22 protein-coding genes are annotated in these 24662 nt (G+C 43.1%); 15 read left to right on the forward strand and 7 right to left on the reverse strand.

The genetic code is table 11. The features are described from left to right. The 7 genes from ACMXYV_RS03725 to ACMXYV_RS03755 all read left to right on the forward strand — a co-directional run bounded on the left by ACMXYV_RS03725 (position 1) and on the right by ACMXYV_RS03755 (position 9588). Positions 1–891 (forward strand): cell division protein FtsQ/DivIB, encoded by an 891-nt coding sequence (locus tag ACMXYV_RS03725; RefSeq protein WP_415890431.1) that lies wholly within the window; start codon positions 1–3, stop codon positions 889–891. Then, positions 891–2138, forward strand: a complete 1248-nt coding sequence (gene ftsA / locus ACMXYV_RS03730) for a cell division protein FtsA (RefSeq protein ID WP_415890432.1) — start codon at positions 891–893, stop codon at positions 2136–2138. The genes ACMXYV_RS03725 and ftsA overlap by 1 nt, the downstream gene beginning before the upstream one ends. 91 nt (positions 2139–2229) lie before the next feature. After that, the gene (gene ftsZ / locus ACMXYV_RS03735; protein WP_415890433.1) at positions 2230–3402 is read left to right on the forward strand and encodes a cell division protein FtsZ; all 1173 of its coding nucleotides are present in this window, start codon (positions 2230–2232) and stop codon (positions 3400–3402) included. Positions 3403–3482: 80 nt separating this feature from the next. Beyond that, positions 3483–4397 carry a UDP-3-O-acyl-N-acetylglucosamine deacetylase gene (gene lpxC, locus ACMXYV_RS03740; protein ID WP_415883650.1) on the forward strand — a complete coding sequence of 305 codons (915 nt, stop codon included), beginning with the start codon at positions 3483–3485 and terminating at the stop codon, positions 4395–4397. Positions 4398–4593: 196 nt separating this feature from the next. Then, positions 4594–7338: a preprotein translocase subunit SecA gene (secA, locus tag ACMXYV_RS03745; RefSeq protein WP_415890434.1), complete on the forward strand. Its 2745-nt coding sequence runs from the start codon at positions 4594–4596 to the stop codon at positions 7336–7338. Positions 7339–7408: 70 nt separating this feature from the next. Then, positions 7409–8629 (forward strand): bifunctional glutamate N-acetyltransferase/amino-acid acetyltransferase ArgJ, encoded by a 1221-nt coding sequence (gene argJ, locus ACMXYV_RS03750; RefSeq protein WP_415890435.1) that lies wholly within the window; start codon positions 7409–7411, stop codon positions 8627–8629. Beyond that, positions 8629–9588, forward strand: coding sequence for a Nudix family hydrolase (locus tag ACMXYV_RS03755; protein WP_415890436.1), 960 nt, complete (start codon positions 8629–8631; stop codon positions 9586–9588). Before argJ ends, ACMXYV_RS03755 begins: the two co-directional genes overlap by 1 nt. Here ACMXYV_RS03755 and yacG read toward each other — a convergent pair. From yacG to pilB, 5 genes are read right to left on the reverse strand one after another with little or no spacing between them, the layout of a single operon-like run. Beyond that, the gene (gene yacG, locus ACMXYV_RS03760; protein WP_415890437.1) at positions 9566–9793 is read right to left on the reverse strand and encodes a DNA gyrase inhibitor YacG; all 228 of its coding nucleotides are present in this window, start codon (positions 9791–9793) and stop codon (positions 9566–9568) included. The genes ACMXYV_RS03755 and yacG overlap by 23 nt on opposite strands. Then, the gene (gene coaE, locus ACMXYV_RS03765) at positions 9793–10395 is read right to left on the reverse strand and encodes a dephospho-CoA kinase (RefSeq protein WP_415890438.1); all 603 of its coding nucleotides are present in this window, start codon (positions 10393–10395) and stop codon (positions 9793–9795) included. The genes yacG and coaE overlap by 1 nt, the downstream gene beginning before the upstream one ends. Positions 10396–10398: 3 nt before the next feature. Further along, positions 10399–11331, reverse strand: a complete 933-nt coding sequence (locus ACMXYV_RS03770) for a prepilin peptidase (RefSeq protein WP_415890439.1) — start codon at positions 11329–11331, stop codon at positions 10399–10401. A 12-nt stretch (positions 11332–11343) separates the two neighbouring features. Then, entirely contained in the window at positions 11344–12564 is a 1221-nt protein-coding gene (locus tag ACMXYV_RS03775) for a type II secretion system F family protein (RefSeq protein WP_415890440.1), read from the reverse strand. A 16-nt stretch (positions 12565–12580) separates the two neighbouring features. Further along, positions 12581–14296 carry a type IV-A pilus assembly ATPase PilB gene (gene pilB, locus ACMXYV_RS03780; RefSeq protein ID WP_415890441.1) on the reverse strand — a complete coding sequence of 572 codons (1716 nt, stop codon included), beginning with the start codon at positions 14294–14296 and terminating at the stop codon, positions 12581–12583. Positions 14297–14544: 248 nt separating this feature from the next. On the opposite strand from pilB, the gene ACMXYV_RS03785 reads away from it, so the two are divergent. Together ACMXYV_RS03785 and ACMXYV_RS03790 are read left to right on the forward strand one after the other, a co-directional pair. Next, positions 14545–15051: a pilin gene (locus ACMXYV_RS03785; protein ID WP_415890442.1), complete on the forward strand. Its 507-nt coding sequence runs from the start codon at positions 14545–14547 to the stop codon at positions 15049–15051. 190 nt (positions 15052–15241) lie between these two features. Next, a complete protein-coding gene (locus ACMXYV_RS03790) occupies positions 15242–15583 on the forward strand; it encodes a hypothetical protein (protein WP_415890443.1) in 342 nt (113 codons plus the stop codon). Positions 15584–15669: 86 nt separating this feature from the next. On the opposite strand, the gene nadC is transcribed toward ACMXYV_RS03790, so the two are convergent. Next, positions 15670–16515 carry a carboxylating nicotinate-nucleotide diphosphorylase gene (gene nadC / locus ACMXYV_RS03795; RefSeq protein WP_415890444.1) on the reverse strand — a complete coding sequence of 282 codons (846 nt, stop codon included), beginning with the start codon at positions 16513–16515 and terminating at the stop codon, positions 15670–15672. A 101-nt stretch (positions 16516–16616) separates the two neighbouring features. Between nadC and ampD the strand changes: the two genes are divergently transcribed. Continuing rightward, positions 16617–17162, forward strand: a complete 546-nt coding sequence (ampD, locus tag ACMXYV_RS03800; RefSeq protein ID WP_415890445.1) for a 1,6-anhydro-N-acetylmuramyl-L-alanine amidase AmpD — start codon at positions 16617–16619, stop codon at positions 17160–17162. Here the strand turns inward: ampD and ACMXYV_RS03805 are convergent, their stop codons facing one another. Continuing rightward, positions 17163–17870 (reverse strand): 16S rRNA (uracil(1498)-N(3))-methyltransferase, encoded by a 708-nt coding sequence (locus ACMXYV_RS03805; RefSeq protein WP_415890446.1) that lies wholly within the window; start codon positions 17868–17870, stop codon positions 17163–17165. A 195-nt stretch (positions 17871–18065) separates the two neighbouring features. On the opposite strand from ACMXYV_RS03805, the gene ACMXYV_RS03810 reads away from it, so the two are divergent. The 5 genes from ACMXYV_RS03810 to ACMXYV_RS03830 all read left to right on the forward strand — a co-directional run bounded on the left by ACMXYV_RS03810 (position 18066) and on the right by ACMXYV_RS03830 (position 24526). Next, complete coding sequence (locus ACMXYV_RS03810; RefSeq protein WP_415890447.1) at positions 18066–19463, forward strand: DUF4856 domain-containing protein; 1398 nt, start codon at positions 18066–18068, stop codon at positions 19461–19463. Positions 19464–19533: 70 nt separating this feature from the next. Then, positions 19534–20508: a sterol desaturase family protein gene (locus tag ACMXYV_RS03815; protein WP_415890448.1), complete on the forward strand. Its 975-nt coding sequence runs from the start codon at positions 19534–19536 to the stop codon at positions 20506–20508. A 90-nt stretch (positions 20509–20598) separates the two neighbouring features. Next, positions 20599–21651 carry a Fe(3+) ABC transporter substrate-binding protein gene (locus tag ACMXYV_RS03820; RefSeq protein ID WP_415890449.1) on the forward strand — a complete coding sequence of 351 codons (1053 nt, stop codon included), beginning with the start codon at positions 20599–20601 and terminating at the stop codon, positions 21649–21651. A 109-nt stretch (positions 21652–21760) separates the two neighbouring features. Further along, positions 21761–23410 carry an ABC transporter permease gene (locus tag ACMXYV_RS03825; RefSeq protein WP_415890450.1) on the forward strand — a complete coding sequence of 550 codons (1650 nt, stop codon included), beginning with the start codon at positions 21761–21763 and terminating at the stop codon, positions 23408–23410. A gap of 3 nt (positions 23411–23413) precedes the next feature. Continuing rightward, positions 23414–24526: an ABC transporter ATP-binding protein gene (locus ACMXYV_RS03830; protein ID WP_415890451.1), complete on the forward strand. Its 1113-nt coding sequence runs from the start codon at positions 23414–23416 to the stop codon at positions 24524–24526. The last annotated feature ends 136 nt before the right edge of the window (positions 24527–24662 follow it).

Consider the following 24662-nt stretch of genomic DNA (forward strand, 5'->3'; position numbering starts at 1 on the left):
ATGAACCTTTTACGATTTTTTCGACAAGCGGAACCGGTGGAGGAGCAAGAAGTAGAACTTGCTAAGCCACGCGGTGCCAGTCGTGAAAAGATCGTGAAAAAAGATTCTGAAAAAGAGAAAACTGATAAAAATAATCCTAAAAAGGATAGCCGTGTAAATAACGATTCTGAGTTTTGGTGGAAGCCATTTTGGACGTTGTCTTCACTGGTTATTTTTGTCGGCGTTTTATGGGGTATTGGTCATAACTTATGGCAGTGGTTGGACCGTCCGGTAACGAGCGTAGTTATTGAAGGTAAAACCCAACATTTAGATCGAGGTAAGTTGGGACAGATTATCGCTAATGACCTTACTGCGAATCTATTAGAGGTTGATATTGAATTGGTTCAATCACTAGTGAGTGAACAGCCATGGGTAAGAGTTTCCTCTATACGCCGAGATTGGCCCGATACCTTGCTGGTTGAAGTTGAGGAGGAGGTGCCTGTTGCTCGTTGGGGCGAGAGGGGCTTGTTGAACCATCAGGGTGATATATTTTGGCCGGAACTTTCTAAAGAGTATCGACGTTTGCCTAGATTGAGTGGACCGGCTCCTGATACAGAAAGGGTGATGTCACAGTTTCATGATTTTAATCAGATGCTGAAGCCGATGGGGTTGAGTGTTGTCGCATTGGATTTAGAGGCTCGTGGCGCCTGGACAATAGAATTGGATAATCAAATCAAAGTGGTTGTAGGTCGAGAAGCAATCAATGCGCGCTTACAAAGGTTTTTGATTTTGTATAAACAACGATTGGCTGCTCAAGCGGCTGATATAGAAACAATCGATATACGTTACACCCATGGGGTGGCGGTGAAATGGCGGGAAAAACCCGAAAGCGAAATGCAGGATAAAACATAATGAGTGGTTCGATGGAAAACAATATGGTTGTTGCGCTCGATATCGGGACCTCAAAGGTGCTGTGCCTTGTAGGGGAGATCGGTATTGATGGTGCCATCGAAATTATCGGCATTGGCTCGCATCCATCTCGAGGCCTGAAAAAAGGCGTTGTAGTGAATATCGAATCAACAGTGAGCTCGATTCAGCGTGCGGTCGAAGAGGCTGAGTTGATGGCTGGCTGTAAGATTCACTCTGTGACTGTTGGTATCGCAGGTAGTCATATTAATAGCCTTAATTCTCATGGGATTGTGGCTGTTCGTGATAGAGAAGTGACTGAGTATGATCTTGAGCGAGTGATCGATGCTGCACGAGCAGTGGCAATTCCTGCTGATCAGAAAATTTTACACATCTTGCCTCAAGAGTATGAGATCGATAGTTCAGAAGGAATTAAAGAACCTTTAGGTATGTCGGGTGTGCGTTTGGAAGCTAAGGTGCACCTTGTTACTGGTTCAGTGAACGCTGCTCAGAATATTGAGAAGTGTGTTCGCCGCTGCGGTCTAGAGGCTGATAACTTAGTCCTAGAGCAATTGGCGTCAAGCTATTCTGTTTTGACGGAAGATGAGAAAGAACTGGGTGTTTGTATGGTGGATATCGGCGGTGGTACCTCTGATATCTCTATTTTTACGGGTGGTTCTATACGCCATACCGCTGTCATTCCGATTGCTGGTGATCAAGTGACCAACGATATTGCGATGGCCTTGCGTACACCTACGCAGCATGCAGAAGAGATCAAGGTTAAATATGCATGTGCACTCGCGCAACTCGCTACAGGCGAAGAGACTGTTAAGGTGCCTGGAGTAGGTGATCGTCCTGCGCGTGATCTTTTAAGGCAGTCCTTAGCTGAGGTCGTAGAGCCACGTTATGAAGAGCTGTTTAGCTTAATTCAGGCTGAGTTGAGACGTAGTGGCTTTGAGGATCTAGTTGCTGCTGGCATCGTATTAACAGGTGGTACCTCGAAAATGGAAGGTGCTATTGAATTAGCTGAGGAAATATTCCATATGCCGGTTCGCTTAGCGACACCTCATGGCGTACGTGGTATGGAAGATATTTTAAGTAGCCCTATTTATGCAACAGGCATGGGGCTTCTTCAATACGCGCAACAAGATCACGTTGGTGCCGTTGAGCAAGATGTTGAACCAGAAGTCGTTGTTGGTTCGCAAAAGAGTGTATTAGACAAGATGAGAGCTTGGTTTCAGAACAACTTCTGAGCGAGCTGAAGGTTTTTAGATTTTTAGCAGCAAAAGTAGCGTGCTGCTTTATTAGGGGATAGTGCTTGGCAGGGCACTAAAGGAGCTAACAATGTTTGAACTGTTAGATAGCGTTCCGCAAAATGCCGTTATTAAAGTAATCGGTATTGGTGGTGGAGGCGGAAACGCTGTAAAACACATGGAAAGTGGTGACCTTGAAGGGGTGGAATTTGTTTGTGCAAACACAGATGCACAAGCGCTTTCATCTATGGCGTCCCAAAAAGTTATCCAGCTTGGTAATACGCTAACCAAAGGCCTAGGCGCGGGTGCTAACCCCGAAGTTGGTCGTCAGGCGGCAATGGAAGATCGCGATCGCATTGCAGAAATGCTGCAAGGTGCAGATATGGTATTTATCACGGCTGGTATGGGCGGTGGTACAGGTACTGGTGCAGCGCCTATCGTAGCTGAAGTAGCTAAAGAGCTCGGAATTCTGACCGTTGCAGTAGTGACAAAGCCTTTCCCATTCGAAGGCCGTAAACGAATGAGTATTGCTATTGAAGGTATCAAAGAGCTTCGCGAAAGCGTTGATTCCCTTATTATTATCCCTAACGAAAAACTGATGCAGGTCTTGGGCCGTAATTGCAGCCTTTTGAATGCATTTGAGTCTGCCAACGATGTTTTGAAAGGGGCTGTACAGGGTATTTCGGATCTAATTACGCGTCCGGGTATGATTAATGTCGACTTTGCAGATGTGCGGACTGTTATGTCTGAAATGGGCATGGCGATGATGGGTACCGGTGGTGCACGTGGTGAGAATCGAGCTGCTGAAGCTGCAGAGAAAGCTATCAAGAGTCCACTGCTTGATAACGTAGATCTGAAAGGCGCGAGCGGTATCTTGGTAAATATCACAGCAGGTATGGATCTGAGCTTAGGTGAATTTACAGAAGTAGGTAATCAGATTGAAGAGTACGCATCTGATAATGCCACGATTGTTATCGGCACTGTTATTGAGCCTGAGATGACTGACGAGCTGAAGGTGACAGTTGTTGCTACGGGTTTAGATAAGCCAGAAGAAACGGTCCGTCCTGTTTCTGGTGGAATGCAAAAAGTAGATGGAAGTTTAGACCTTGAGCAGATCGATCTGCCAACAGTTTTGCGTCGCAAAAAAAATGAGGCACTTGACGGGCCAGCAGAGCCTGAAAGTGAGTTGTTAAAATCAACAGGTACTGAGAGCGAGTCCGCTTATTTAGATATTCCTACTTTTCTGCGCAAACAAGCGGATTAATTGGAATGTCCTTTCTAAAAGGGCGATTATTTGTTAGTATCTCGCGCTAGAGTGGCCTATTTTATTTTTTGGCAGATAGCATGATTAAACAGAGAACATTAAAAAACAGCATTAAAGCAACAGGTATTGGTTTGCATACGGGTCAGAAAGTTTATCTGACGTTGAAACCTGCGCCAGTAAATACCGGTATTGTTTTCCGTCGTACTGACTTGGATCCAGTTGTTGAGATCCTTGCGCACGCGCACAATGTTTCTGATACAAAACTGTCAACCAACCTGGCTAAAGATGGCGCGCGTATAGCGACTGTTGAGCATCTACTTTCAGCAATGGCTGGCTTAGGTATCGATAATGCCTTTGTTGAGCTAAGCGCTGAAGAAGTTCCAATCATGGATGGTAGTGCTGCGCCGTTTGTATTTTTGATCCAGTCGGCAGGGCTAGAAGAGCAGAATGCTCCTAAAGAATTTATCCGTATTAAGAAAGAAGTAACGGTTGAAGCTGATGGTAAGTCGGCTACGTTCAAACCGTTTGATGGCTTTAAAGTGGGCTTCAAAATTGATTTTGAACACCCGGCATTTGAAGGCCGTAACATGGAATCTTTCCTAGACTTCTCTAGTACTTCCTTCGTTAAAGAAGTTAGCCGCGCGAGAACCTTTGGTTTCATGAGTGACTATGAATACCTTCGCTCTCAGAACCTAGCATTAGGTGGTAGCTTTGATAATGCAATCGTAGTTGATGATTACCGTATTCTTAATGAAGATGGTCTTCGTTATGACGATGAATTTGTGAAGCATAAAGTACTGGATGCGGTGGGTGATCTGTATCTACTAGGTAAGAGCTTGATCGGTGAGTTCTACGGAAACAAATCAGGACATTACCTGAACAATCGTCTATTGCGTGAGTTGTTGGCGCAAGAGGATGCTTGGGAAGTGGTGACTTTCGAAGATAACGAAGAAAGCGCACCTATCTCTTATCAGAAGCCAGTGTTGGCGGTCTGATAGATCGAACGAATTAAGAGCCGAACTTTGATAGTTCGGCTTTTTTTTGTCTATTTTCCTATCTTTTTTCCATATTTTTTTTATTTCCCCTTTTAGATTCATTTTCTGCCCCCAATAAAGGTAGAATGCTGAGTTAATTTTTATCCGCTAATCGAGCGGACTACAGGTTTTAGACTTCACAGGTATAAGTCGAGATATGCTGACAGGACTGTTAAAGAAAGTTTTTGGTAGTAAGAATGATCGCGAATTGAAGCGCATGGGTAAGATCGTAAAGGCGATCAATGCGTTGGAAGTAGATCTAGAAAAATTAACGGATGAAGAGCTTAAGGCTAAAACGGCTGAATTCCGTCAGCGTCTTGATGATGGCGCGACTCTGGAACAGATCCTTCCTGAAGCTTTCGCTACGGTAAGAGAAGCATCAAAGCGTGTTATGGGTATGCGCCATTTTGATGTTCAGCTTATCGGTGGTATGACACTGAATGATGGCAAAGTTGCTGAGATGCGTACGGGTGAAGGTAAAACCCTTGTAGCAACACTAGCTGTATATCTAAATGCGCTTCCTGCTGAAGGTGTTCATGTAGTAACAGTGAATGATTATCTAGCAGAGCGTGATGCTGAATGGATGCGCCCTCTTTATGAATCTCTAGGCTTAACGGTAGGTGTTGCACTATCTGGTCAAAATCCAGAAGTGAAACGTGCTGCTTATGCCTGTGATATTACTTACGGCACAAACAATGAATTTGGCTTTGATTATCTCCGCGATAACATGGCATTCAGTACGGCTGAGAAAGTGCAGCGTGGCTTTAACTTCGCTGTAGTCGATGAGGTTGACTCTATCCTAATCGATGAAGCGCGTACGCCTTTGATTATCTCAGGCCCTGCAGAAGATAGTTCTCAGCTGTATATCGCGATTAATGAACTAATTCCTTCATTAGAGAAGTTCGATGGTGAAATTGATCCACAAGACGAAGAGCAGGAAATTAACGAGCATTTCGTTGTTGATGAGAAAAACCGTACGGTTGAACTGACAGAAGCGGGTCACACTGCTGTTGAAGAGATGCTGGCACAAAAAGGTCTTCTTAGTGAGGGTGATAGCCTGTATGCACCTCAGAACCTTAACCTGCTGCATCACGTGCTAGCGGGGTTGAGAGCGCATAACTTATTCCAGCGTGATGTTGATTACATTGTTCAGGGCAATCAAGTTGTGATTGTTGATGAGCACACGGGTCGAATCATGGAAGGCCGTCGTTGGTCAGAAGGTTTGCACCAAGCAGTAGAAGCAAAAGAGGGTGTGTCGGTTCAAAATGAGAGCCAGACTTTTGCCTCAACCACATTCCAGAACTACTTCCGTCTATACCACAAACTTTCTGGTATGACGGGTACGGCGGATACGGAAGCATTCGAACTGCGTCAGATTTACGGCTTAGATGTTGTTGTAATTCCAACCAATAAAGCGATCGCTCGTAAAGACGAGAACGATCTGGTTTACCTGACGGTTGAAGAAAAGTACGAAGCTATTATCAAAGAGATTCGTGCTTGTCAGGAAGCAGAGCGTCCAGTACTTGTGGGTACAGCGTCTATCGAATCTTCTGAATTGATCTCTTCATTACTGAAGAAAGAAAAAATTACGCACAATGTATTGAATGCGAAGAACCATGGTGGTGAAGCGTCAATTATTGCACAGGCGGGTCGTCCGGGTGCTGTAACTATCGCGACTAACATGGCCGGCCGTGGTACCGATATTGTATTAGGCGGCAAGTTAGAAGCTGAGCTAGCTGAACTTGATAACCCATCTGAAGAACAAGTTGCTGAATTGACGGCTTCTTGGCAGAAGCGCCATGAACAGGTATTGGAAAATGGCGGTCTACATATTGTAGGTACTGAACGTCATGAATCTCGTCGTATTGATAACCAGCTACGTGGTCGTGCAGGTCGTCAGGGTGATCCAGGTTCATCTCGATTCTTCTTGTCACTGGAAGATGATCTGATGCGAATCTTTGCTTCTGATCGTGTAAGACAGTTGATGCAAGCGCTAGGTATGGAGCGTGGCGAAGCTATCGAGCATAAGATGGTAAGTAATGCGATTGAGAAAGCGCAGCGTAAAGTAGAAGGTCGTAACTTTGATATCCGTAAGTCATTGCTAGAGTACGATGATGTTGCGAATGATCAGCGAACAATTATCTACGAACAGCGTAATGATTTGATGGCAACGGACGATATTTCTGAAACAGTTAATTCTGTTCGTGAAGAAGTAGTTGCTAATAAATTTAGTGAGTTTGTTCCGCCGCAGAGCCTTGAAGAACAGTGGGATATTCCCGGTCTTGAGAAAGCATTGGAAACTGATTTTTCCATCAAAATGCCAATTCAAGAGTGGCTAGATCAGGACGATTCATTGCATGAAGAAACCCTGCATCAAAAAGTTCAGGATACAGTGCTAGAGGTTTATCAGCAGAAAGAAGCGCAAGTGGGTGAATCTACAATGCGTAACTTTGAGAAGCAGGTTATGCTTCAGGTGCTAGATACCCTTTGGAAAGAACATCTTCAGACTATGGATCACCTGCGTCAGGGTATTCACCTTCGTGGTTATGCACAGAAGAACCCTAAGCAGGAATATAAGCGTGAATCTTTCCACCTATTCCAAGAATTGCTGGAAAATATCAAGCGTGATGTCATTCGTATTCTAAGCCATGTGCAAGTTCAGCAGCCAGAAGATGTTGAAGCGATGGAGCAGCAGCGTCGAGAACAAGCTGAACGACAGCAAATGGATTTTAAGCATGACAATAGCTCTGCTATGACGAGTGAAGAGGGGGAGAGTTCCAATGCTGAAGAGCAAGCTCAGCCAGAAACTTTCGTTCGAGATGGTCGCAAAGTAGGTCGAAACGAACCATGTCCTTGTGGTTCCGGAAAAAAATACAAGCAGTGTCACGGTAAGCTTTCGTAAGAGTGAACTGTTTATTGGTTAACACAGAAAGCAGCTTTTAAGCTGCTTTCTGCATCTTAGGAGAGAGAAAATGGCAGTCGGGCCAGCTACATTTCCAGAAAAAATGCACTCAGTTGCAGGATTTAAATTAGGAACAGCTTCTGCAGGTATTAAAACTCCAGGTCGAAAAGATGTTGTGCTGATGGAGTTATGTGAAGAAGCTACTGTCGCAGGTGTTTTTACTTTGAATGCTTTTTGCGCAGCACCTGTACAGATTTCTAAAAAACATTTAGAAACAGTAGCAACTCGATATTTTATTGTTAATACAGGTAACGCTAATGCAGGTACCGGTGAGGAAGGTTGGAATGATGCTATTACAACCTGTGAAGAGGTCGCTAAGCTTTGCGGTTCTGATGTTGAGGCGGTTCTTCCTTTTTCCACTGGTGTTATCGGTGAAAAGTTGCCTGTAGAGAAGTTGGTGTCAGCTTTGCCTGTAGCTAAAGAAGCGCTATCTGTAACAGGTTGGGATGAGGCTGCTGAAGGTATTTTAACCACTGATACGCGAATCAAAGGCGCTAGTCGTCAGTTTGAGTACCAAGGCAAGGTTGTAACTTTGACTGGTATTTCAAAAGGCTCAGGCATGATTAAGCCTAACATGGCGACAATGCTAGGCTACGTGGCAACAGATGCGCAAGTTGATGCTGATTTATTGAAAGTGCTGCTTACTGATACAACCAATTGTTCCTTTAATCGTATTACGGTTGATAGTGATACATCTACAAATGATTCTTGTATGTTGGTTGCGACTGGGAAATCAGGTGTATCAGTTTCTGCGGAAGATAGTTCCCTACTAGCCTTATTTAAATCTGAATTGACACAACTTATGCAAGACTTGGCGCATGCGATTGTACGTGATGGCGAGGGAGCCACTAAGTTTGTGACAGTAAAGGTTGAGTCGGCTAAGACGCAGCAAGAGGCTTTGAAAACGGCTTTTGATATTGCTCATTCTCCACTAGTTAAAACGGCTTTATTTGCCTCAGATCCAAACTGGGGGCGTGTATTAGCAGTTGTTGGGCGTGCCGAGATAGAAAATTTGGATCTTAATGCGTTAGAGATCTATTTAGGCGATGTTTGTATTGTTAGTCAGGGAGGCAAAGATGCTTCTTACACTGAAGAAGCTGGTCAGGCAGTTATGGATCAGGAAGAGATTCTAATTCGAGTCGTGCTTAATCGTGGTGGCGTGTCAGAGACGGTATGGACTACGGATCTTTCCCACGACTATGTCAGCATCAATGCGGATTACCGTAGCTAATGGCTAATAAGGTTGTTCATGTCGCAGCGGCTGCTATCTGGAATAGTAAGCGTGAGTTGCTGATTGCGAAACGCCCTGATGATAAACATCAGGGCGGTTTGTGGGAGTTTCCCGGCGGTAAGGTTGAGACGGGAGAAGCTGTGCTTGATGCTTTAAGTCGTGAGCTTGATGAAGAGCTGGGGATCAGGCTTACCCAAGCAGAAAAGCTGATAGAGGTTCCTTATCATTATCCTGATAAATCAGTTTTGCTCGATGTTTATAGTATTACGGGATTTGAAGGTGAACCTTGGGGGAAAGAAGGGCAGCCGGTTCGTTGGGTGAAGCTTAATGATCTTGAAAAATATGAGTTTCCTGCTGCAAATAAACCGATCTTAAATGCCTGTCTATTACCTAAAACGTTAGCAATAACACCCTATCTTTCAGATGTTCAGCAACTGGAAGCATCTATTGTGCAAGCTATAAGGTGTGGAGCTGAGGGTGTTGTCCTAAGAGCTCCACTGTTTGAGGCTGGTACAGTAGCATCGGATAAAATAATTGATTTTATCAATGCGCAAATAGACTTCGCGGCTGTGAGGAATGTTTTCTTTGCAGTAAACACTACGGTAGAGGTTGCGAATAAACTTGCTTTTGAGGCTGTCCATCTTTCAGGGAGTAATCTGGACAAACTGAGCCATAGAGATGAGTTCGCAGGGCGCTGGTTGGGTGCTTCATGCCATAACGCTGAAGAACTATCCGAAGCGATAGTTAAAGGGGTAGATTACGTAATGTTGTCACCAGTACAGCATACGCAATCTCACCCTGAGGTAGAGCCACTAGGTTGGAAGGTATTTGCCGAATTAGCTAAGTCTAGTGTCGTTCCAGTTTTTGCTTTGGGTGGTATGGAAAGAAGTGATCTTGCTCTCTCTGTCGAGAATGGTGCGCAAGGTATAGCGGCAATTAGTGCATGGTCGGAGGGATAGGCTGATCTTTATCAATCTGTTCTTCCGTTTCACCACTACTAAAATCGCTAGCAGCTTTTGATTCGGGTATTGAATATTCTTCGCTTGCCCAAGCTCCTAAATCAATCATTTTGCAGCGCTCGCTGCAGAAAGGTCTGAAAGGGTTGCTGTTATCCCAGGCCTTTTCTTTTGAGCAGGTTGGGCATTTAATCTTTGTACTACTCATTATTTGGTCTCTTTTGCAGTTTTACTGAGCTTTGTGTGTAGCTTGATAATCTGATTTTCTAACCTTTCTAGATCAGCATTATTGTCGATAATAATATCCGCTTTTTTAAGTCGATCTTGGCGTGGCAATTGAGCAGCCATAATTGCTTTGATTTGTTCTTCACTAGCACTATCACGTATGACCGTTCGGGCTAATTGTAGCTCTTCGGCCGCATCAACAACGATTACAGTATCAACTAATTCATGTTGGTCTGTTTCTAATAAAAGAGGTGAGGAAAGCACAGCATAACTGCTTGTAGCATCATGTAATTGCTGTTTTATGCTTTGGCGAATAATAGGGTGTAGTAGCTGCTCTAGCCAAGTTTTGGCTGTTTTATCGCTGAAGATTATTTCGCGTAAAGCTGTACGATTTAATTCACCACCCTCAGTGATAATGTGACTGCCAAAGTGCTCAGCGATTTTGTCTAGTGCGGGTTCACCTTTTGCGACCACTTCGCGTGCTACAATATCAGCATCTACAATTGTGATTCCCAAGTCTTGTAAGCGGTCAGTTACGGCATTTTTACCTGAGCCAATACCGCCAGTAATACCTGTAATGTACATGAATTAAATAACTCCTATCACCGTGATAAAGTGAATGTACATAGGTGTTAATAAATCTCCCCAAATTAAGACTATCCATCCTGCAATAGCCAAGTAAGGACCAAATGGCATGGGTGTCTGAGATGAATGCTTTTTTAACAGCATCAAAGTGATGCCAATTATGGCACCTGACAGGGCGCTTAATAGTATTACAAATGGAAGTTGGAAAAAGCCTACCCATGCACCTAAAGCCGCTAGTAATTTGAAATCACCATAGCCCATTCCTTCCTTGCCTGTTAGGAGTTTGAATGCCCAGTAGATTATCCAAAGGCTTAGGTAGCCTGCTACCGCTCCGTAAACAGCATGTTCTAGGGAGGTGAAAAATCCGAAGCTGTTTACCAGTAAACCTAGCCATAAAAGAGGAAGGGTCAAACTGTCAGGCAAGAGTTGTCGGTCATAATCGATAAAGGTTAAACAGATGAGCACCCAAGTTAAGAATACGACGCTTAATCCTATTAAGTTAGGTCCAAAAACGTATATAGCGTAAGCAGAGCAGGTAGCTGTAAATAATTCTACAAAAGGGTATCTGAAAGGTATCGGTAATCCGCATGAAGAACATTTAGCGCCAAGGAATATCCAACTAATAACCGGTATGTTTTCATACCATCTGATTCTGTGTTCGCATTTGGGGCAAGCAGATGCGGGAACGGAAAGATTATAGACTTCTTCCTGTTCTTCCTGTTCTTCCTGTTCTTCCTGTTCTTCCTGTTCTTCCTGTTCTTCCTGTTGTTGCTTAGCTTCCTGTACCTTCAGATAGCAGAAAATTTCTTTCTCCCATTCTCGAGTCATCATAATAGGTAGACGATGGATGACTACGTTTAAAAAACTACCGACACAAAGGGAAAATAAAAACGCGCAGGCAATAGCCCACGCGGGATCAATTAATAATGAGTTCATTGGTTATTATCTTTAAACAACTTGACCAAGCTGGAAGATTGGTAGGTACATGGCTACTACAAGTCCACCCACTAATACACCTAATACGACCATAATTAAAGGCTCTAGTAGGCTGGATAGGTTATCTACAGCATTATCGACTTGTTCTTCGTAGAAGTCAGCGATCTTTTCTAGCATCATTTCAAGTGAACCTGCTTCTTCACCAATAGCAATCATCTGAACAGTCATATTGGGGAATATGCCGGTCATAGTTACAGCGTTTTGTAATGATTGGCCTGTCGAAACCCCATTTTTGATTTGCAATATTGCATCTCGATAAAGAGCATTGCCTGATGCGCCTGCCGCGGAGTCAAGTGCGTTAACCAAGGGGACACCGGCTGCGAAAGTGGTTGAAAGTGTCCTTGCAAATCTAGCTATAGAGGCATTGTGAAGAATCTGACCAATAACCGGTATTTTAAGTATAGCTTTATCAACGCCATCTCTAAACTTAGCTGATTTTTGCCTAGCTTTTTGGAAAGCAAAACCAAATATGGCAACAGCTATCAAGACTACCCACCACAATTCTTGAGCAGTTTCAGACAGACTAATCACAAACTGGGTGAAAGCGGGAAGTTCAGCACCAAAGCTTTTAAATACATCTTCAAATTGTGGTACTACTTTTACAAGAAGGATTGCTGATACAACAATACCGACAACGATAACGGCTGTTGGATATGTAAGTGCTTTTTTGATTTTAGCTTTAAGTGACTCTAATTTTTCTTTATAGGTTGCTATACGGTCTAGCATTGCATCAAGTGCGCCAGACTGTTCCCCTGCATTGACTAAGTTACAGTACAGGTCATCAAAATGCTGAGGGTGGCGGGTCAAGGAAGTAGAGAAATCGGTGCCGCTATTAACGTCATTCTTAATGTCGTAAACAATATCTTTAAGTTTTTGTTTTTCTATTCCGCCTGCCGTGATTTCTAAGCCCTGAAGTAAAGGCACGCCGGAACGCATCATGGTGGCCATTTGACGGGTGAAAAAAGCTATATCAACGGGTTTGACGGGTTTGTTTTTAGCACTAAACATCCCTGCAGAGCGTTCTTTGGCAATGCGGGAGGTTAATATGCCTTGTTTACGTAGTTGAGCTTTGGCTATTGCTGCTGTGGTAGCATCAATTTTGCCTTTGCTTTTGTTTCCGCTTTTATCTTTTCCCTGCCAGGTAAAAGTATAAAGTTTGGCTTCTTTAGCCATAAATTAATTCCCGTTATCAGGTCTTGATGACTCGGTTCATCTCTTCAAGACTTGTGATTCCTTCAGCAACTTTTTTAAGGCCAGAGCGCCTTAGGCTTTGGAAGTTTTGTGTTTCAGCTACTCTTAGTATATCTAGAGAGTTGCCATTCTCCATAATTACTTCTGCAATTTCTGGTGACATTGGAAGCATCTCATAGATACCGACCCTTCCTTTATAGCCGCGATTGCATTTACTACAGCCATCATGATTAGGTTCAAAAAGAGTTAAATCTGTTATTTCCTCTTCTAAAAAACCTTCTTCTAATAGTGTTACTTCAGGTAGAGTGGCTGGTTGCTTGCATGCTTCACAAAGGCGTCGGCCCAAGCGTTGGGCGATAATAAGGCTTACTGATGTTGCAATATTAAACGCAGGTACACCCATATTTCGTAATCGTGTCAGTGTTTCGGGTGCACTGTTGGTGTGGAGTGTTGATAATACCATATGGCCGGTTTGAGCGGCTTTAATGGCTATCTCTGCTGTTTCTAAATCTCGAATCTCACCAACCATTACAACATCTGGGTCCTGACGTAGAAAGGCACGTAGGGCCTCGGCAAAATTTAGGCCGACTTTAGCATTTACGTGAACCTGATTAATTCCTTCTAGGTTGATCTCTACCGGGTCTTCCGCAGTGGAAATATTTCGTTCTTCTGTATTGAGAATGTTGAGGCCGGTATAAAGACTAACGGTCTTACCACTACCCGTAGGTCCTGTTACCAGTACCATGCCTTGTGGGCGGTGAAGCGTCGTTAGGTAAAGTTCTTTCTGAAAGTCTGCAAAGCCTAAGGCCTCAACTCCCATTTTTGCGCTGCTAGGGTCGAGGATACGAAGTACGATTTTTTCGCCCCAAAGGGTAGGGAGAGTATTTACACGGAAGTCGATAGCGCGCTTTTTGGAGATCTTCATTTTGATGCGTCCGTCTTGGGGAACGCGTTTTTCAGAGATATCCATTTGTGACATGACCTTTAAGCGAGCAGATAACCTAGCAGCGAGATTTGACGGAGGTTTTGCTATTTCTTGCAGTATCCCATCAATCCTGCTTCTGATTCTGTAACTATTTTCATAAGGTTCGAAGTGAATATCTGAAGCGCCATTTTTAATTGAATCTAAAAGGATTTTATTGATAAAGCGGACTATCGGCGCGTCTTTAGTTGCGTCCTCTTCGCTTTCTTTCTCTTCTTGCTCGGGAGCGGTTCCATCAGAAATTTCTAAATTGTCTAGGTCACTGTCTTCTAATTCATCTAGAGCTGAATCCTGGCCCTCAAGAAAGGCTTCAATCGCTCTTGATAGTTTGTCTTCCTCAACAATAATGGCTTCAGTAGTTATCCCGCTTTGAAATTTAAATTCATCGAGTGCTTGGATGTTAGTTGGATCAGAGATGGCTACAAAAAGACGATTATCCCTCTTTTGTAAGGGGAGGGCATGGTGCTTGGATATTAGGGAGTCGTTAATTAGACCTTGTGGCAAAGTATTCAAATCTAGAGCGTCCAAGTCAAGCAATGGCATGCCAAATTCTTCAGAGGCTGCAGCTGCCGCTCTATAAGCGCTTACTAAGCGCTGCTCTATCACATAGGAAATAAAGGTTTGCTGTTTTTCTCTTGATTGAATTGATGCATCAGCAGCAACTTCTGCGGAACATACCCCTTCATTAACTAATCGCTTGGCAAGCCCGCTTAACGGTTGACTTGGTTGCAAAGTTTAGCTCCCTTTGAGTTCAGCATCATCAGTTTAGTAATTCAGTCTTATGATCTATAAATAGATATTAGATAATATTAATTTATAGTGCGACCAATCCTTAAAATAGCATTTGCATGCTGGTTTGAAAATGCGCACTATAATGATTATAAAAGAATTTCGGATAGGTCACTGGCGCCTTTTGAAAAATGCGCTACAATCAAAGGACTTGGTTGACACCAAGGATTTTTATTCGCTGGAGAAATAAAATGAAAAAAGTACAACAAGGTTTTACCCTTATTGAATTGATGATCGTAGTAGCGATCATTGGTATTTTGGCTGCAATTGCATTGCCTGCTTATCAAAGCTATACAATTAAGGCTAAGATGTCAGAGGTGGTTCTAGCTGGTAGTGCTTGTCGAACTACAATTACAGAAGTGGTGCAAAGTAGTGATAGCACTTTACCTGCGGCTGGTACTTGGGGCTGTGAAGAAGTAGATCCTACACAATATGTTGCCAATGTTGCTACAAATGCGTCAGCTGGTGTGGCAATTGAGGCTCAGAACATTGATTCTCAAGTAAATGGTGGGTGGGTATATCTTGTTCCTAATACTTCAAGCCCTGGTAGTACTATCCGTTCTTGGTCGTGCGGTGCGACTGCTACACAAGATATCTACAACTACCTTCCAGGTTCTTGTAAAGATGATATGGCTTCAGATGCGGTAGTTACAGCAGCTGGGTTTAACAATGGCTCAGCTGCGGTAACTGTAAACTAATTTGGTTTACGTTATTAGAGTCCCGTCTAGATAGCGATTAAGTTATCTGAACTAGGTCTGCTTCGAAACGATGTGATTGTTTTTAGTCACATTGTTTAGGAGGAGGCCTTTTTGTTTGATCTTTTCGTGATTTTTAAGAAGAAAGTTGTTATTTTGCTTCATCACTTATTTTGATGTGTAATACTTCTACATGAAACGAAATATAATAATTATTCTAATTGCCGCTTGTGTTGGTGTAACTTGGTACATTGCCAATTCTACTGAAAAGCTCACTCCTGAAATCAAGAGCGCGGCAGAAAATGCTATTTTAGAACAGCCTGAATTCCCCGCTCGACCTGTTTGGTGGCACGATGATTCTGTAATGGCCGTTGGTGTTGTTCCAGACAGTGTTAATCCTCACCATGCTGCAGCAAAAGCTTGTGAAATTATCAAAGCTAAAGGTGTTACAACTGCTATCGTTGAGATCTATGATGTGGTGAAAATCCAGAAAGAGGATGACTGGGATCAGCTAGCGGCAGATAGCTGCCAGTAGGTATCTGTTTCTGAGTGTGATTTTGAAAATAAAAAAGGCTGCATGAATGCAGCCTTTTTTTATTTTGAGTCAGTCTGATACGAGTTTTAATCTTCAATTAAGCGCATAGATAGATCAACGGCTTGGCAGTGTTTCGTTAAGGCACCGATAGAAATGTAGTCTACGCCGGTTTCTGCGATAGGGCGTAGGGTTTCATCAGTAATACCACCTGAGGCTTCAAGTTTAGCAATGCCGCGAGTTAGCTTTACAGAGTCTCTCATCGCTTCTAATGAAAAGTTGTCCAGCATAATGATGTCTGCGCCAGCCTCTAGAGCTTGATGCAGTTCTTCCATTGTTTCTACTTCAACTTCGACTGGTTTGCCTGGCTCGTTTGATTTAGCTGTTGCAATAGCGGCGTCGATGCCACCGCAGGCCATAATATGGTTCTCTTTAATCAGGAAAGCGTCGAATAAACCGATGCGGTGGTTGAAGCAGCCACCGCAGGTAACGGCATACTTCTGCGCAAAACGAAGGCCAGGAAGGGTTTTACGAGTATCAAGTAATTTTACAGTTGTCCCAGCTACTTTCTCCGCATAGAACTTACTAACAGTTGCTGTGCCTGAGAGCGTTTGTAGAAAGTTTAAAGCCGCGCGCTCAGCTGTTAGAAGGTTTCTTGCGGAACCTTTCGCCCAGAAAAGTACTTGGTCGCGTTGAACGATATCACCATCATCGACTTGCCAGTCTAGTTCTAGCTCAGGATCGACTTGGTGAAAAACTTCATTTACCCAGTCGATACCACAAACAACAGCCTCTTGACGACTGATGATCCGCGCCGTGGCAGTTTGTTCAGCAGGAATAAGTTGTGCGGTAATATCACCGCTACCTATATCTTCCTGTAAAGCGTAACGTACGGCGTCTGGGATAAGGTGCTGAATTTCTGCGCGGGTCAACATAGTCGGTCCTGATTGAAAATGTATGAGGCTTGGCTTTTACAAATGTGCCTCTGATAATATGCAGATTCTATCGAAATAGATCTAGAGCGGGTAGGGGATAAATGAATATTGCAGGTCAAAACTGGCACAAAGAGGTCGAGGTTGTACCCTCTCCGAATTTTAATGAGCGCCCAAACTCTAATGATATTTCGCTATTGGTTATCCACAACATTAGTTTACCTCCGGGTAAGTTTGGTGGTGGCTACATTAAGCAGTTTTTTCAGAATAAGTTAGATGCCACGATCGATCCTTTCTTTGACGAGATAAAAGATCTTCAAGTATCTGCTCATTTTCTAATTGAGCGAAGTGGTCATGTTGTTCAATTTGTGCCTACAGGCTGTAGAGCTTGGCATGCTGGTGTATCTATCTTTGAAGGCAGAGAAAATTGTAATGATTTTTCGATAGGCATAGAGTTAGAAGGAACGGATATCGATCCTTATTCTGATGATCAGTACAACGCTTTAGCTACCCTTACTAAGCAGTTACGCGATCTCTATCCAAAGATAGAGCTGGATAGGATCGTTGGGCATTCTGATATAGCCCCAGAGCGTAAAACAGATCCAGGTCCAGTCTTTGATTGGCAAAGATATCGAAAGCTATTGGATTAATTAGACTGGGAATAGTTTGGCCAACAAAACAGGCACTGCATTTTCAACTCTTAAGATGCGCTCACCAATATGGATTGATTTGAATCCGCATTGATTGAGTTTATTGACTTCGTATTCAATAAAACCACCCTCAGGGCCAATCGCTAAGGTGGTTGGAATCGATTCTGGTGCTGAGCATTGCTCTGCATTATAAGGATGAGCAATTAAAGAGCGCGTATTTTTCGCGATCTCTGGAAGTTCATCTTCTACAAAAGGCTTGAAGCGTTTACGTAAATGAACGCTTGGCATCATTGTATCGCCAGCTTGTTCTAGGCCAAGCTTTAACTGCTCTTCTATCTGATTAAGTATTGGCGTGCTCCAATAGCTCTTATCTACTCGATAAGAATTAATCAGATAAAGCTCTTTTACGCCCATTGCGGAGACAGTTTGTAGGATCCGTTTCAGCATTTTAGGTCTTGGCAAGGCTAGTATTAGGGTGAGAGGTAATGCTGCAGGTGGCTCTTTCTCTAGTGACATCTTTAGCGTTACACAGCTGTCATTGAGTTCCAATACTTCTCCTTTACCTATAGCTCCATTGAGTAGACCTACATTGAGCAGCGCTCCAATATCAGGTTTATGTACTGAACGAATATGTTCAAAGCGATGATCTGTTAGAACTGCTGTATCACTTGCAATAAAGTCAGTTGTATTAATTAGTATTAGATTCATGGAGTTATTAAGCCGATGGTAGAGGCTAAAGTTTACTGATCTAAGGCGTTCAAGGCCAATTAGAATGCTAATCAAAAGATGAGATGTTTATCTAAATGAGAATGTTTATCTGTAGCGTTATCTTTTGTCTTGTGTTACTTTTTGCGCATCTTGTATAAGCGATCAATATTTTGTGAATCCATGAAGGGGGTTTCTGTGAAGCTTAAAGTTCTTGTTGCTAGTGTTGCTATGGTTACTGCACTAGGTGCTAATGCCGCTCAAAATTACGACAATTTCCCTGTAACTCTTAAAGGTTACAAAGGTGATGCTACTAATTCTGTTGCGTACACGGGTCAGGCTGCACGTCAGGTTCTACATACTTCTTTGAAAAAATTGGCAGGCCAAGGTAACGGTCAGCCAAACGCTGAACTAAAAGCAAAAATGCTTGCTTACTACGAAGGTAAAGACGCTGGTCGTGAGATTCTTTCTCCGGCGACTAAAGGCGGCTTCGTTGTAGCAGAGACTTCTGTTGACGAGATATCTAAAGGTAAGAACCTATCTGGTAAAACGTTCAAGGGTGCTGTTCCAGGTTGGCCTGGTAACATGACGGGTCCTGAAGTAATCACTTTCATGATCGATAAAGCAGCAGCTTCTGATAAAGGTTACGACCCACTAACAGGTTACGACTACCGTCAGCTTATCTCTAAGTTCGCAATGGGCGCTGTTTTCTACAACCAAGCAGTAGATAACTACCTAGATGAAAAGCTAGATGCTGACAAAAAGCCAAACAATAAGCCTTACAAAGAAGGTAAGCACTACACGGGTAAAGAGCACGCGTGGGATGAAGGTTTCGGTTACTTTGGTGCACCAGCGAATACGCTTAACCTAACTGCAGAAGATGTATATAACATCGCTAAGCAGAAAGAAGGTGCGCTTGCTAAAGCTGACTTCAACAAAGACGGTAAAGTATCTCTTTACAACGAGATGACATACGCTCACGCATACTATGCAGCTGGTTTTGATAAAGGCGGTAAAACAACTTACCTACACAATATCATGCAAGCTTTCGTTGATGGTCGTCAGCTGATCACAGATGCTAAAGGCGAAGCGCTAACTGATAAGCAGCGTACAGCGCTTAAAGCTCACGCAGCGACTATTGCTGATAACTGGGAAATGGTTATCGCAGAAGCTGTGTTTAAATACGCAGGTTCTACCTACAAAGACCTTAAAAAGATCAACAAGCTAGTTGAAACTAACGGTGATGTTGCTCCTGCATTTCGTGCTTACGCTAAGCACTGGGGTGAGTTGAAAGGTTTCGCACTAGCGCTTCAAACAGGTAACAAAAACCTTGGTGAAACTGCAGTTAAACTTAACCGTTTGATCGGTTTTAGCCCTGTATTGCTAGGTAACACACAAGTTGTTGGTTTGGATGAGAAAGGCAACTACATCCAAGCATCTTCTGGTGACATGAAGCAGTACATGCTACACATGCTAAAAGTTCAGCAGTTGATGGTTGATCAGTTTGGCGTTAAAGCGCGTAACAAAGATGTTCTAGGTGACATGGGTGCTTTGGCTGACAAACTAAGTTCTGGCGGTTATGTAGAAAACGACTAATTCGCTACAGAACAATTGATGAAAGCCAGCCTTGCTAACAGGGCTGGCTTTTTTTGTATTAGAGGGGACTATGCTTGAGATCTTTTCTGAATTCTATAATTCAGTGCTAGTGGACTTTACGGATAGTAAAAAACGCGTGTATTGGGGTTATCTGTTAGCAGCCCTCGTTATTGCTGTCGTTTGGTTGGCTCAAACTAAACGAGTCTCTGTAGGGAAAGCTATTTCGGTTGTCTTTAGCGCCAAAGTTTGGTGGTCGCAATCAGCAAAAGCTGATTATCTTATCTTTGTTATCAACAAGTTCGCTTTTGTATTTATAGCGCCGTTACTACTGACGCACATAACGGTGTCTCAATGGCTATTTTTTAAGTGCTATGAATGGTGGGGTTATCAATCTGTCGGAAATGACTGGCCACTATGGACGATAACGGCACTATTTACATTCAGTTACTTTATCTTGAATGACTTCTCCCGTTTTTTTGTGCATAAACTGCTGCATGAAGTACCGTTTTTGTGGGAGTTTCATAAAGTGCATCACTCGGCACGGGTCTTAACCCCCATCACTGTATTCCGTACCCATCCGGTTGAAGGAATACTGTTTTCGTTTCGATCGATATTTGTGCAAGGTTTTTTAATCGCGATCTTTACATTCCTGTTCGGTGATCGTGTTGATCTATTTATGTTTTATGGTGTGGTTGTAACGACCTTTCTTTTTAATGTGCTGGGAGCTAATTTACGTCATTCTCAAATAGCGATCGGTTATTGGAATGTAGTCGAGCGGTGGTTGATCTCACCTGCGCAACATCAGATCCATCATTCAACCTTGCCCAAACATTTTGATAAAAACTATGGGGTTATCTTGGCGGTTTGGGATCGCTGGACAGGTACTTTGGTTCATTCTGAACGAGATCAGGAACTAGAGTTTGGTATTTCCAGAAAAGAGCAGGCGAATGAACAAAATGTTCTCTATCTTTATTTTCAGCCGTTTAAATCACTCTTTAGTCGCTTAAGGCGAATATCGAAGCCAAAAGTAGCAAGTGATAATTGAATAGACATATATCAATGATAACGGTTATCGTTTATGATTCTATTCTTACTTTAAGACACGTTTTGTATTGTTGAGTGTTGAGGTTTTTCAATGAAGATAAATGCTTTAGCTAAGATTGTTTCCTCTGTTGGTGCTGTTGCTGCAGTCACTGTATCCGCTTTATTACCAACATCTGCTTTTGCTCAAGAAGCTGGTGTTGTAAATGTTTATTCAGCCCGTAAAGAAGCCTTGATTAAACCACTTCTAGATCGTTTTACAGACGAAACAGGTATCAATGTAAACCTTGTAACAGGTAAAGCTGATGCATTACTAAAGCGTCTTGAGGTAGAAGGTAAAGCAAGCCCTGCTGATCTATTTGTTACTGTTGATGCTGGTCGTTTGCACCGCGCTAAAAGTGCAGGCGTTCTGCAGGTTTCTGGAAGCGACACTCTAAATAAAGTGATCCCGCAAAGTCTTAAAGACGCTGATGGTTATTGGTATGGCATGTCTCAGCGTGCAAGAACGATCTTTTACGTAAAAGGCAAAGTTGATCCTTCAGAATTGTCCACTTATGAAGATCTAGCTGATCCAAAATGGAAAGGGCGTATCTGTGTTCGTTCTTCTAACAATATTTACAACCAATCCCTAGTTGCTTCTATGATCGATGCTATCGGCGTAGAGAAAACAGAAGCTTGGGCTAAAGGTCTAGTTAAAAACTTTGCTAAGCCGCCTTCAGGTGGTGATACAGATCAGCTTAAAGCTGCAGCAGCAGGCGTATGTGATATCGCCTTAGCAAATACTTACTATTTTGGTCGTTTGCTAAATAGCGAAAATGCTGAGAAAAAAGCAGTGGGTGCTAAATTGGCTGCATTTTGGCCAAACCAAGCTGACCGTGGTGTTCATATGAACGTGAGTGGTGCTGGTGTGACTAAGCATGCTCGTAACATTGAGAATGCAGTGAAGCTAATGGAGTTTATGGCTTCTGATCAGTCTCAAGCTTGGTATGCAGAAGTGAATAATGAATATCCTGTAGTAACGACTGCTAAGGTTTCTGATACGTTGGCTGGGTTGGGTGAGTTTACTGCTGACGATATTGTGTTGAGCAAGTTGGGAGAAAATAACCGTAGCGCAGTTGAATTAATGGATCGCGCTGGTTGGAAGTGATCCATTTTACTATCAAGTAATTGTTTATTAAGTGATAGAATAGCTTGACCTAAGCGCCTGTAGAGAAGTCTTACAGGCGTTTTCTGCTTTTTTAGAGCCTTGAAAAAGAATGCCTGCAGTTAAATTCAAACAATTTGGACAAAATTGGCTTGCGACAAGTTCTTTCGTCGTGACCTTTCTGTTGTTACTGCCAATTGCTGTGATCGTTGGATTTGTTTTTAACGGCTCTGCAGATGTTTTTTCTCATCTATACAACACTGTCTTAGCTGATTACGTCAGTAATTCATTACTACTCATGCTCGGCGTAGGGTTTGGAGTTCTTCTTTTAGGTATCCCTACTGCTTGGCTTACAAGCGTTTGCGAATTCCCTGGGCGCAAGTTATTTGCTTGGGCTTTGCTGCTGCCTTTAGCTGTCCCAGCTTATATCATTGCTTACACTTATACAGGCTTGTTAGATTACGCTGGCCCAGTGCAAACCCTAATCAGAGATATCACTGGACTAGGTTACGGCGAATATTGGTTTTTCGAAGTTCGCTCTTTAGGTGGAGCGATCGTGATGCTGGCTTTAGTGTTGTATCCGTATGTATATCTGTTAAGCCGTGCAGCCTTTCTTGAACAGTCTGCCAGTACTTTAGAAGTCAGTAGAACTCTCGGTTATAACCAGTGGCAAGGGCTATTCAAATTAGCTTTACCTTTGGCACGTCCTGCGATTATTGCGGGTTTAACCTTGGCGTTGATGGAAACATTAGCTGATTACGGTACCGTGCAGTATTTTGGTGTAAGTACCTTTACCACCGGTATTTTTCGGACCTTTTATGGTTTTGGCGACTCCGCTGCTGCTGCTCAGTTAGCAGCTTTCCTACTCGGATTCGTAGCTCTCTTAGTGTTGGTGGAAAAATATTCTCGTCGTAAAGCACGGTATCACTCTTCAGCAGAATATAAAGCTAAGGCAAAGTTAATCGAGCTCAAAGGCAGCAGGGCATTTGTTGCTTTTGTCGTTTGTTTATTTCCAGTTCTATTTGGTTTTCTTATTCCAGCAGGTTTGCTTGGATATTGGAGTTTTACGCAGGCAGATCTATCGGATGGTGATTTTGTCGAGTTAGCTTGGAACTCTTTCTATTTGGCATTTTTAGCGGCCTTGATTGCTGTAGGCTTTGCGCTATTGCTAGCCTATGCAGGTCGCTTAACGCCAAGTAAAGGCGTACGTTTCTCTATTGCTACTGCAGGAATGGGCTATGCTCTACCAGGAACGATTATCGCTATAGGGGTTATTATCCCATTTGCGTGGATGGATCACCAACTAATCGCGGCTGCCAAAAATTGGTTCGATATTGATTTAGGGTTGATTCTTTCAGGAACGATTGTCGCGTTATTATTTGCTTATACTGTTCGTTTCTTAGCGGTGTCGCTGGGCTCGATCCAGAGTGGTTTAGGCAAGATTAAGCCAAGTTTGGATGGTGCAGCCAGGACTCTAGGCTGTACGCCTTTTCAAGTGCTAAAGCAGGTACATGTACCTTTGATGCGTAGCTCGGTGTTAACCGCGCTTCTTATTGTTTTTGTCGATGTTTTAAAAGAATTACCTGCAACTATCATTTTAAGACCTTTCAACTTTAATACGCTTGCTGTTAGGGCGTTTGAGTTGGCCTCTGATGAAAGATTGATAGATGCAGCGCCAGCGTCACTACTCATAGTGGCAGTAGGTCTATTACCGGTGATTTTACTAAGCCGCTCAATATCTAAAGGGCGTGCAGGAAACTAAGTTATGAGCCAATCAAAACACCTTTTAATTAATGATGTGACCTTAGCTTATGGTGCAGTTGAGGTTGTGCATGATGTGTCTTTAGGATTAGAGAAGGGTGAAATTGGTTGTCTCTTGGGGCCTAGTGGCTGCGGTAAATCTACACTTCTAAGATCAATCGCAGGGTTTGAGCCGGTTAAGTCGGGCGAGATTTCCATGTTGGGCCAGCAATTATCCACTTCGCAATTCTGTATGCCTACAGAGCAACGCAATATTGGTATGGTATTTCAAGACATCGCGTTGTTCCCGCATTTGAGCATCGCGGACAATATTGCATTTGGTATCAAAAATTGGAGCAGAGCTGATAAGGCCGACCGTATATCAGAGTTGCTTGAACTTGTAGGCTTGCCTGGTATAGAGGAGCGCTATCCTCATTCCTTATCGGGTGGTCAGCAACAACGAATCGCGCTTGCGCGTGCGATGGCACCAAAGCCTGATCTTCTGTTGTTGGATGAACCGTTTTCTGGTCTAGATGCTAACCTACGTGAAACGCTAGTGCCTGAGATTCGAGATATCCTCAAGCAAGAAGAGATGAGCGCTATTCTGGTAACACACGATCAGATGGAAGCCTTTGCAATGGCAGATAAAATTGCCGTAATGCAACAAGGTGTGATTCAACAGTGGGGCACGGCTTTTAATATTTATCACGAACCAAAAACTCGCTTTGTAGCTGACTTTATCGGTTTGGGAGAGTTTCTTAAGGCACGTATCAAAGATGCTTATTCAGTTGAGACATCGCTAGGCGTTTTGGTCGGGGACGAAAAGTTAGTCTATGCGCCAGGGACTGAGGTTGAGTTGTTAATCCGCCCTGATGATATCCAGCATCAAGAAGACAGTGAAATCAGTGGACTCATTGTTAGTAAGTGGTTTAGAGGTTCTCATTACCTTTACCAAGTTCAATTGGATAATGGCGAAATCGTACCTTGTATTACCGCGTGTCATCATGACCATGATGTAGGTGAGCGTATCGGGTTAAAAATTGAATTCGATCACCTTGTTGTCCTTCCGATTTGTGATCCAGAATCGGGGATTTGTGAGATACAAGAGTCGGATGTTGTGCCCGCTGCGGGCGCTTGAGTACGCGTTTACCCTTAAACTTTCTGTTTACGTCATTCTAAACCGTTAAAACTGTTAACTGTTTTACTATGCTAATGGTTGTTGCGGTGCAGTAAAAAACAAATGGCTTAATGGCTTTTCTTTCGGATAAATAAAT

The sequence above is a fragment of the Neptuniibacter sp. SY11_33 genome (genome assembly GCF_047778025.1).
Classification (GTDB): Bacteria; Pseudomonadota; Gammaproteobacteria; order Pseudomonadales; family Balneatricaceae; genus Neptuniibacter.

Bases quoted from the DNA above. Each gene is read 5' to 3' on its own strand.
- ACMXYV_RS03790 (WP_415890443.1), top strand. From the start codon at position 15,242: ATGAAACGAAATATAATAATTATTCTAATTGCCGCTTGTGTTGGTGTA.
- ACMXYV_RS03755 (WP_415890436.1), top strand. From the start codon at position 8,629: ATGGCTAATAAGGTTGTTCATGTCGCAGCGGCTGCTATCTGGAATAGT.
- ACMXYV_RS03815 (WP_415890448.1), top strand. From the start codon at position 19,534: ATGCTTGAGATCTTTTCTGAATTCTATAATTCAGTGCTAGTGGACTTT.
- ACMXYV_RS03775 (WP_415890440.1), bottom strand. From the start codon at position 12,564: ATGGCTAAAGAAGCCAAACTTTATACTTTTACCTGGCAGGGAAAAGAT.
- ACMXYV_RS03830 (WP_415890451.1), top strand. From the start codon at position 23,414: ATGAGCCAATCAAAACACCTTTTAATTAATGATGTGACCTTAGCTTAT.
- secA (WP_415890434.1), top strand. From the start codon at position 4,594: ATGCTGACAGGACTGTTAAAGAAAGTTTTTGGTAGTAAGAATGATCGC.
- ACMXYV_RS03725 (WP_415890431.1), top strand. From the start codon at position 1: ATGAACCTTTTACGATTTTTTCGACAAGCGGAACCGGTGGAGGAGCAA.
- ftsZ (WP_415890433.1), top strand. From the start codon at position 2,230: ATGTTTGAACTGTTAGATAGCGTTCCGCAAAATGCCGTTATTAAAGTA.
- lpxC (WP_415883650.1), top strand. From the start codon at position 3,483: ATGATTAAACAGAGAACATTAAAAAACAGCATTAAAGCAACAGGTATT.
- ACMXYV_RS03820 (WP_415890449.1), top strand. From the start codon at position 20,599: ATGAAGATAAATGCTTTAGCTAAGATTGTTTCCTCTGTTGGTGCTGTT.
- ACMXYV_RS03785 (WP_415890442.1), top strand. From the start codon at position 14,545: ATGAAAAAAGTACAACAAGGTTTTACCCTTATTGAATTGATGATCGTA.
- ampD (WP_415890445.1), top strand. From the start codon at position 16,617: ATGAATATTGCAGGTCAAAACTGGCACAAAGAGGTCGAGGTTGTACCC.
- nadC (WP_415890444.1), bottom strand. From the start codon at position 16,515: ATGTTGACCCGCGCAGAAATTCAGCACCTTATCCCAGACGCCGTACGT.
- coaE (WP_415890438.1), bottom strand. From the start codon at position 10,395: ATGTACATTACAGGTATTACTGGCGGTATTGGCTCAGGTAAAAATGCC.
- yacG (WP_415890437.1), bottom strand. From the start codon at position 9,793: ATGAGTAGTACAAAGATTAAATGCCCAACCTGCTCAAAAGAAAAGGCC.
- ACMXYV_RS03770 (WP_415890439.1), bottom strand. From the start codon at position 11,331: ATGAACTCATTATTAATTGATCCCGCGTGGGCTATTGCCTGCGCGTTT.
- ftsA (WP_415890432.1), top strand. From the start codon at position 891: ATGAGTGGTTCGATGGAAAACAATATGGTTGTTGCGCTCGATATCGGG.
- ACMXYV_RS03825 (WP_415890450.1), top strand. From the start codon at position 21,761: ATGCCTGCAGTTAAATTCAAACAATTTGGACAAAATTGGCTTGCGACA.
- ACMXYV_RS03805 (WP_415890446.1), bottom strand. From the start codon at position 17,870: ATGAATCTAATACTAATTAATACAACTGACTTTATTGCAAGTGATACA.
- argJ (WP_415890435.1), top strand. From the start codon at position 7,409: ATGGCAGTCGGGCCAGCTACATTTCCAGAAAAAATGCACTCAGTTGCA.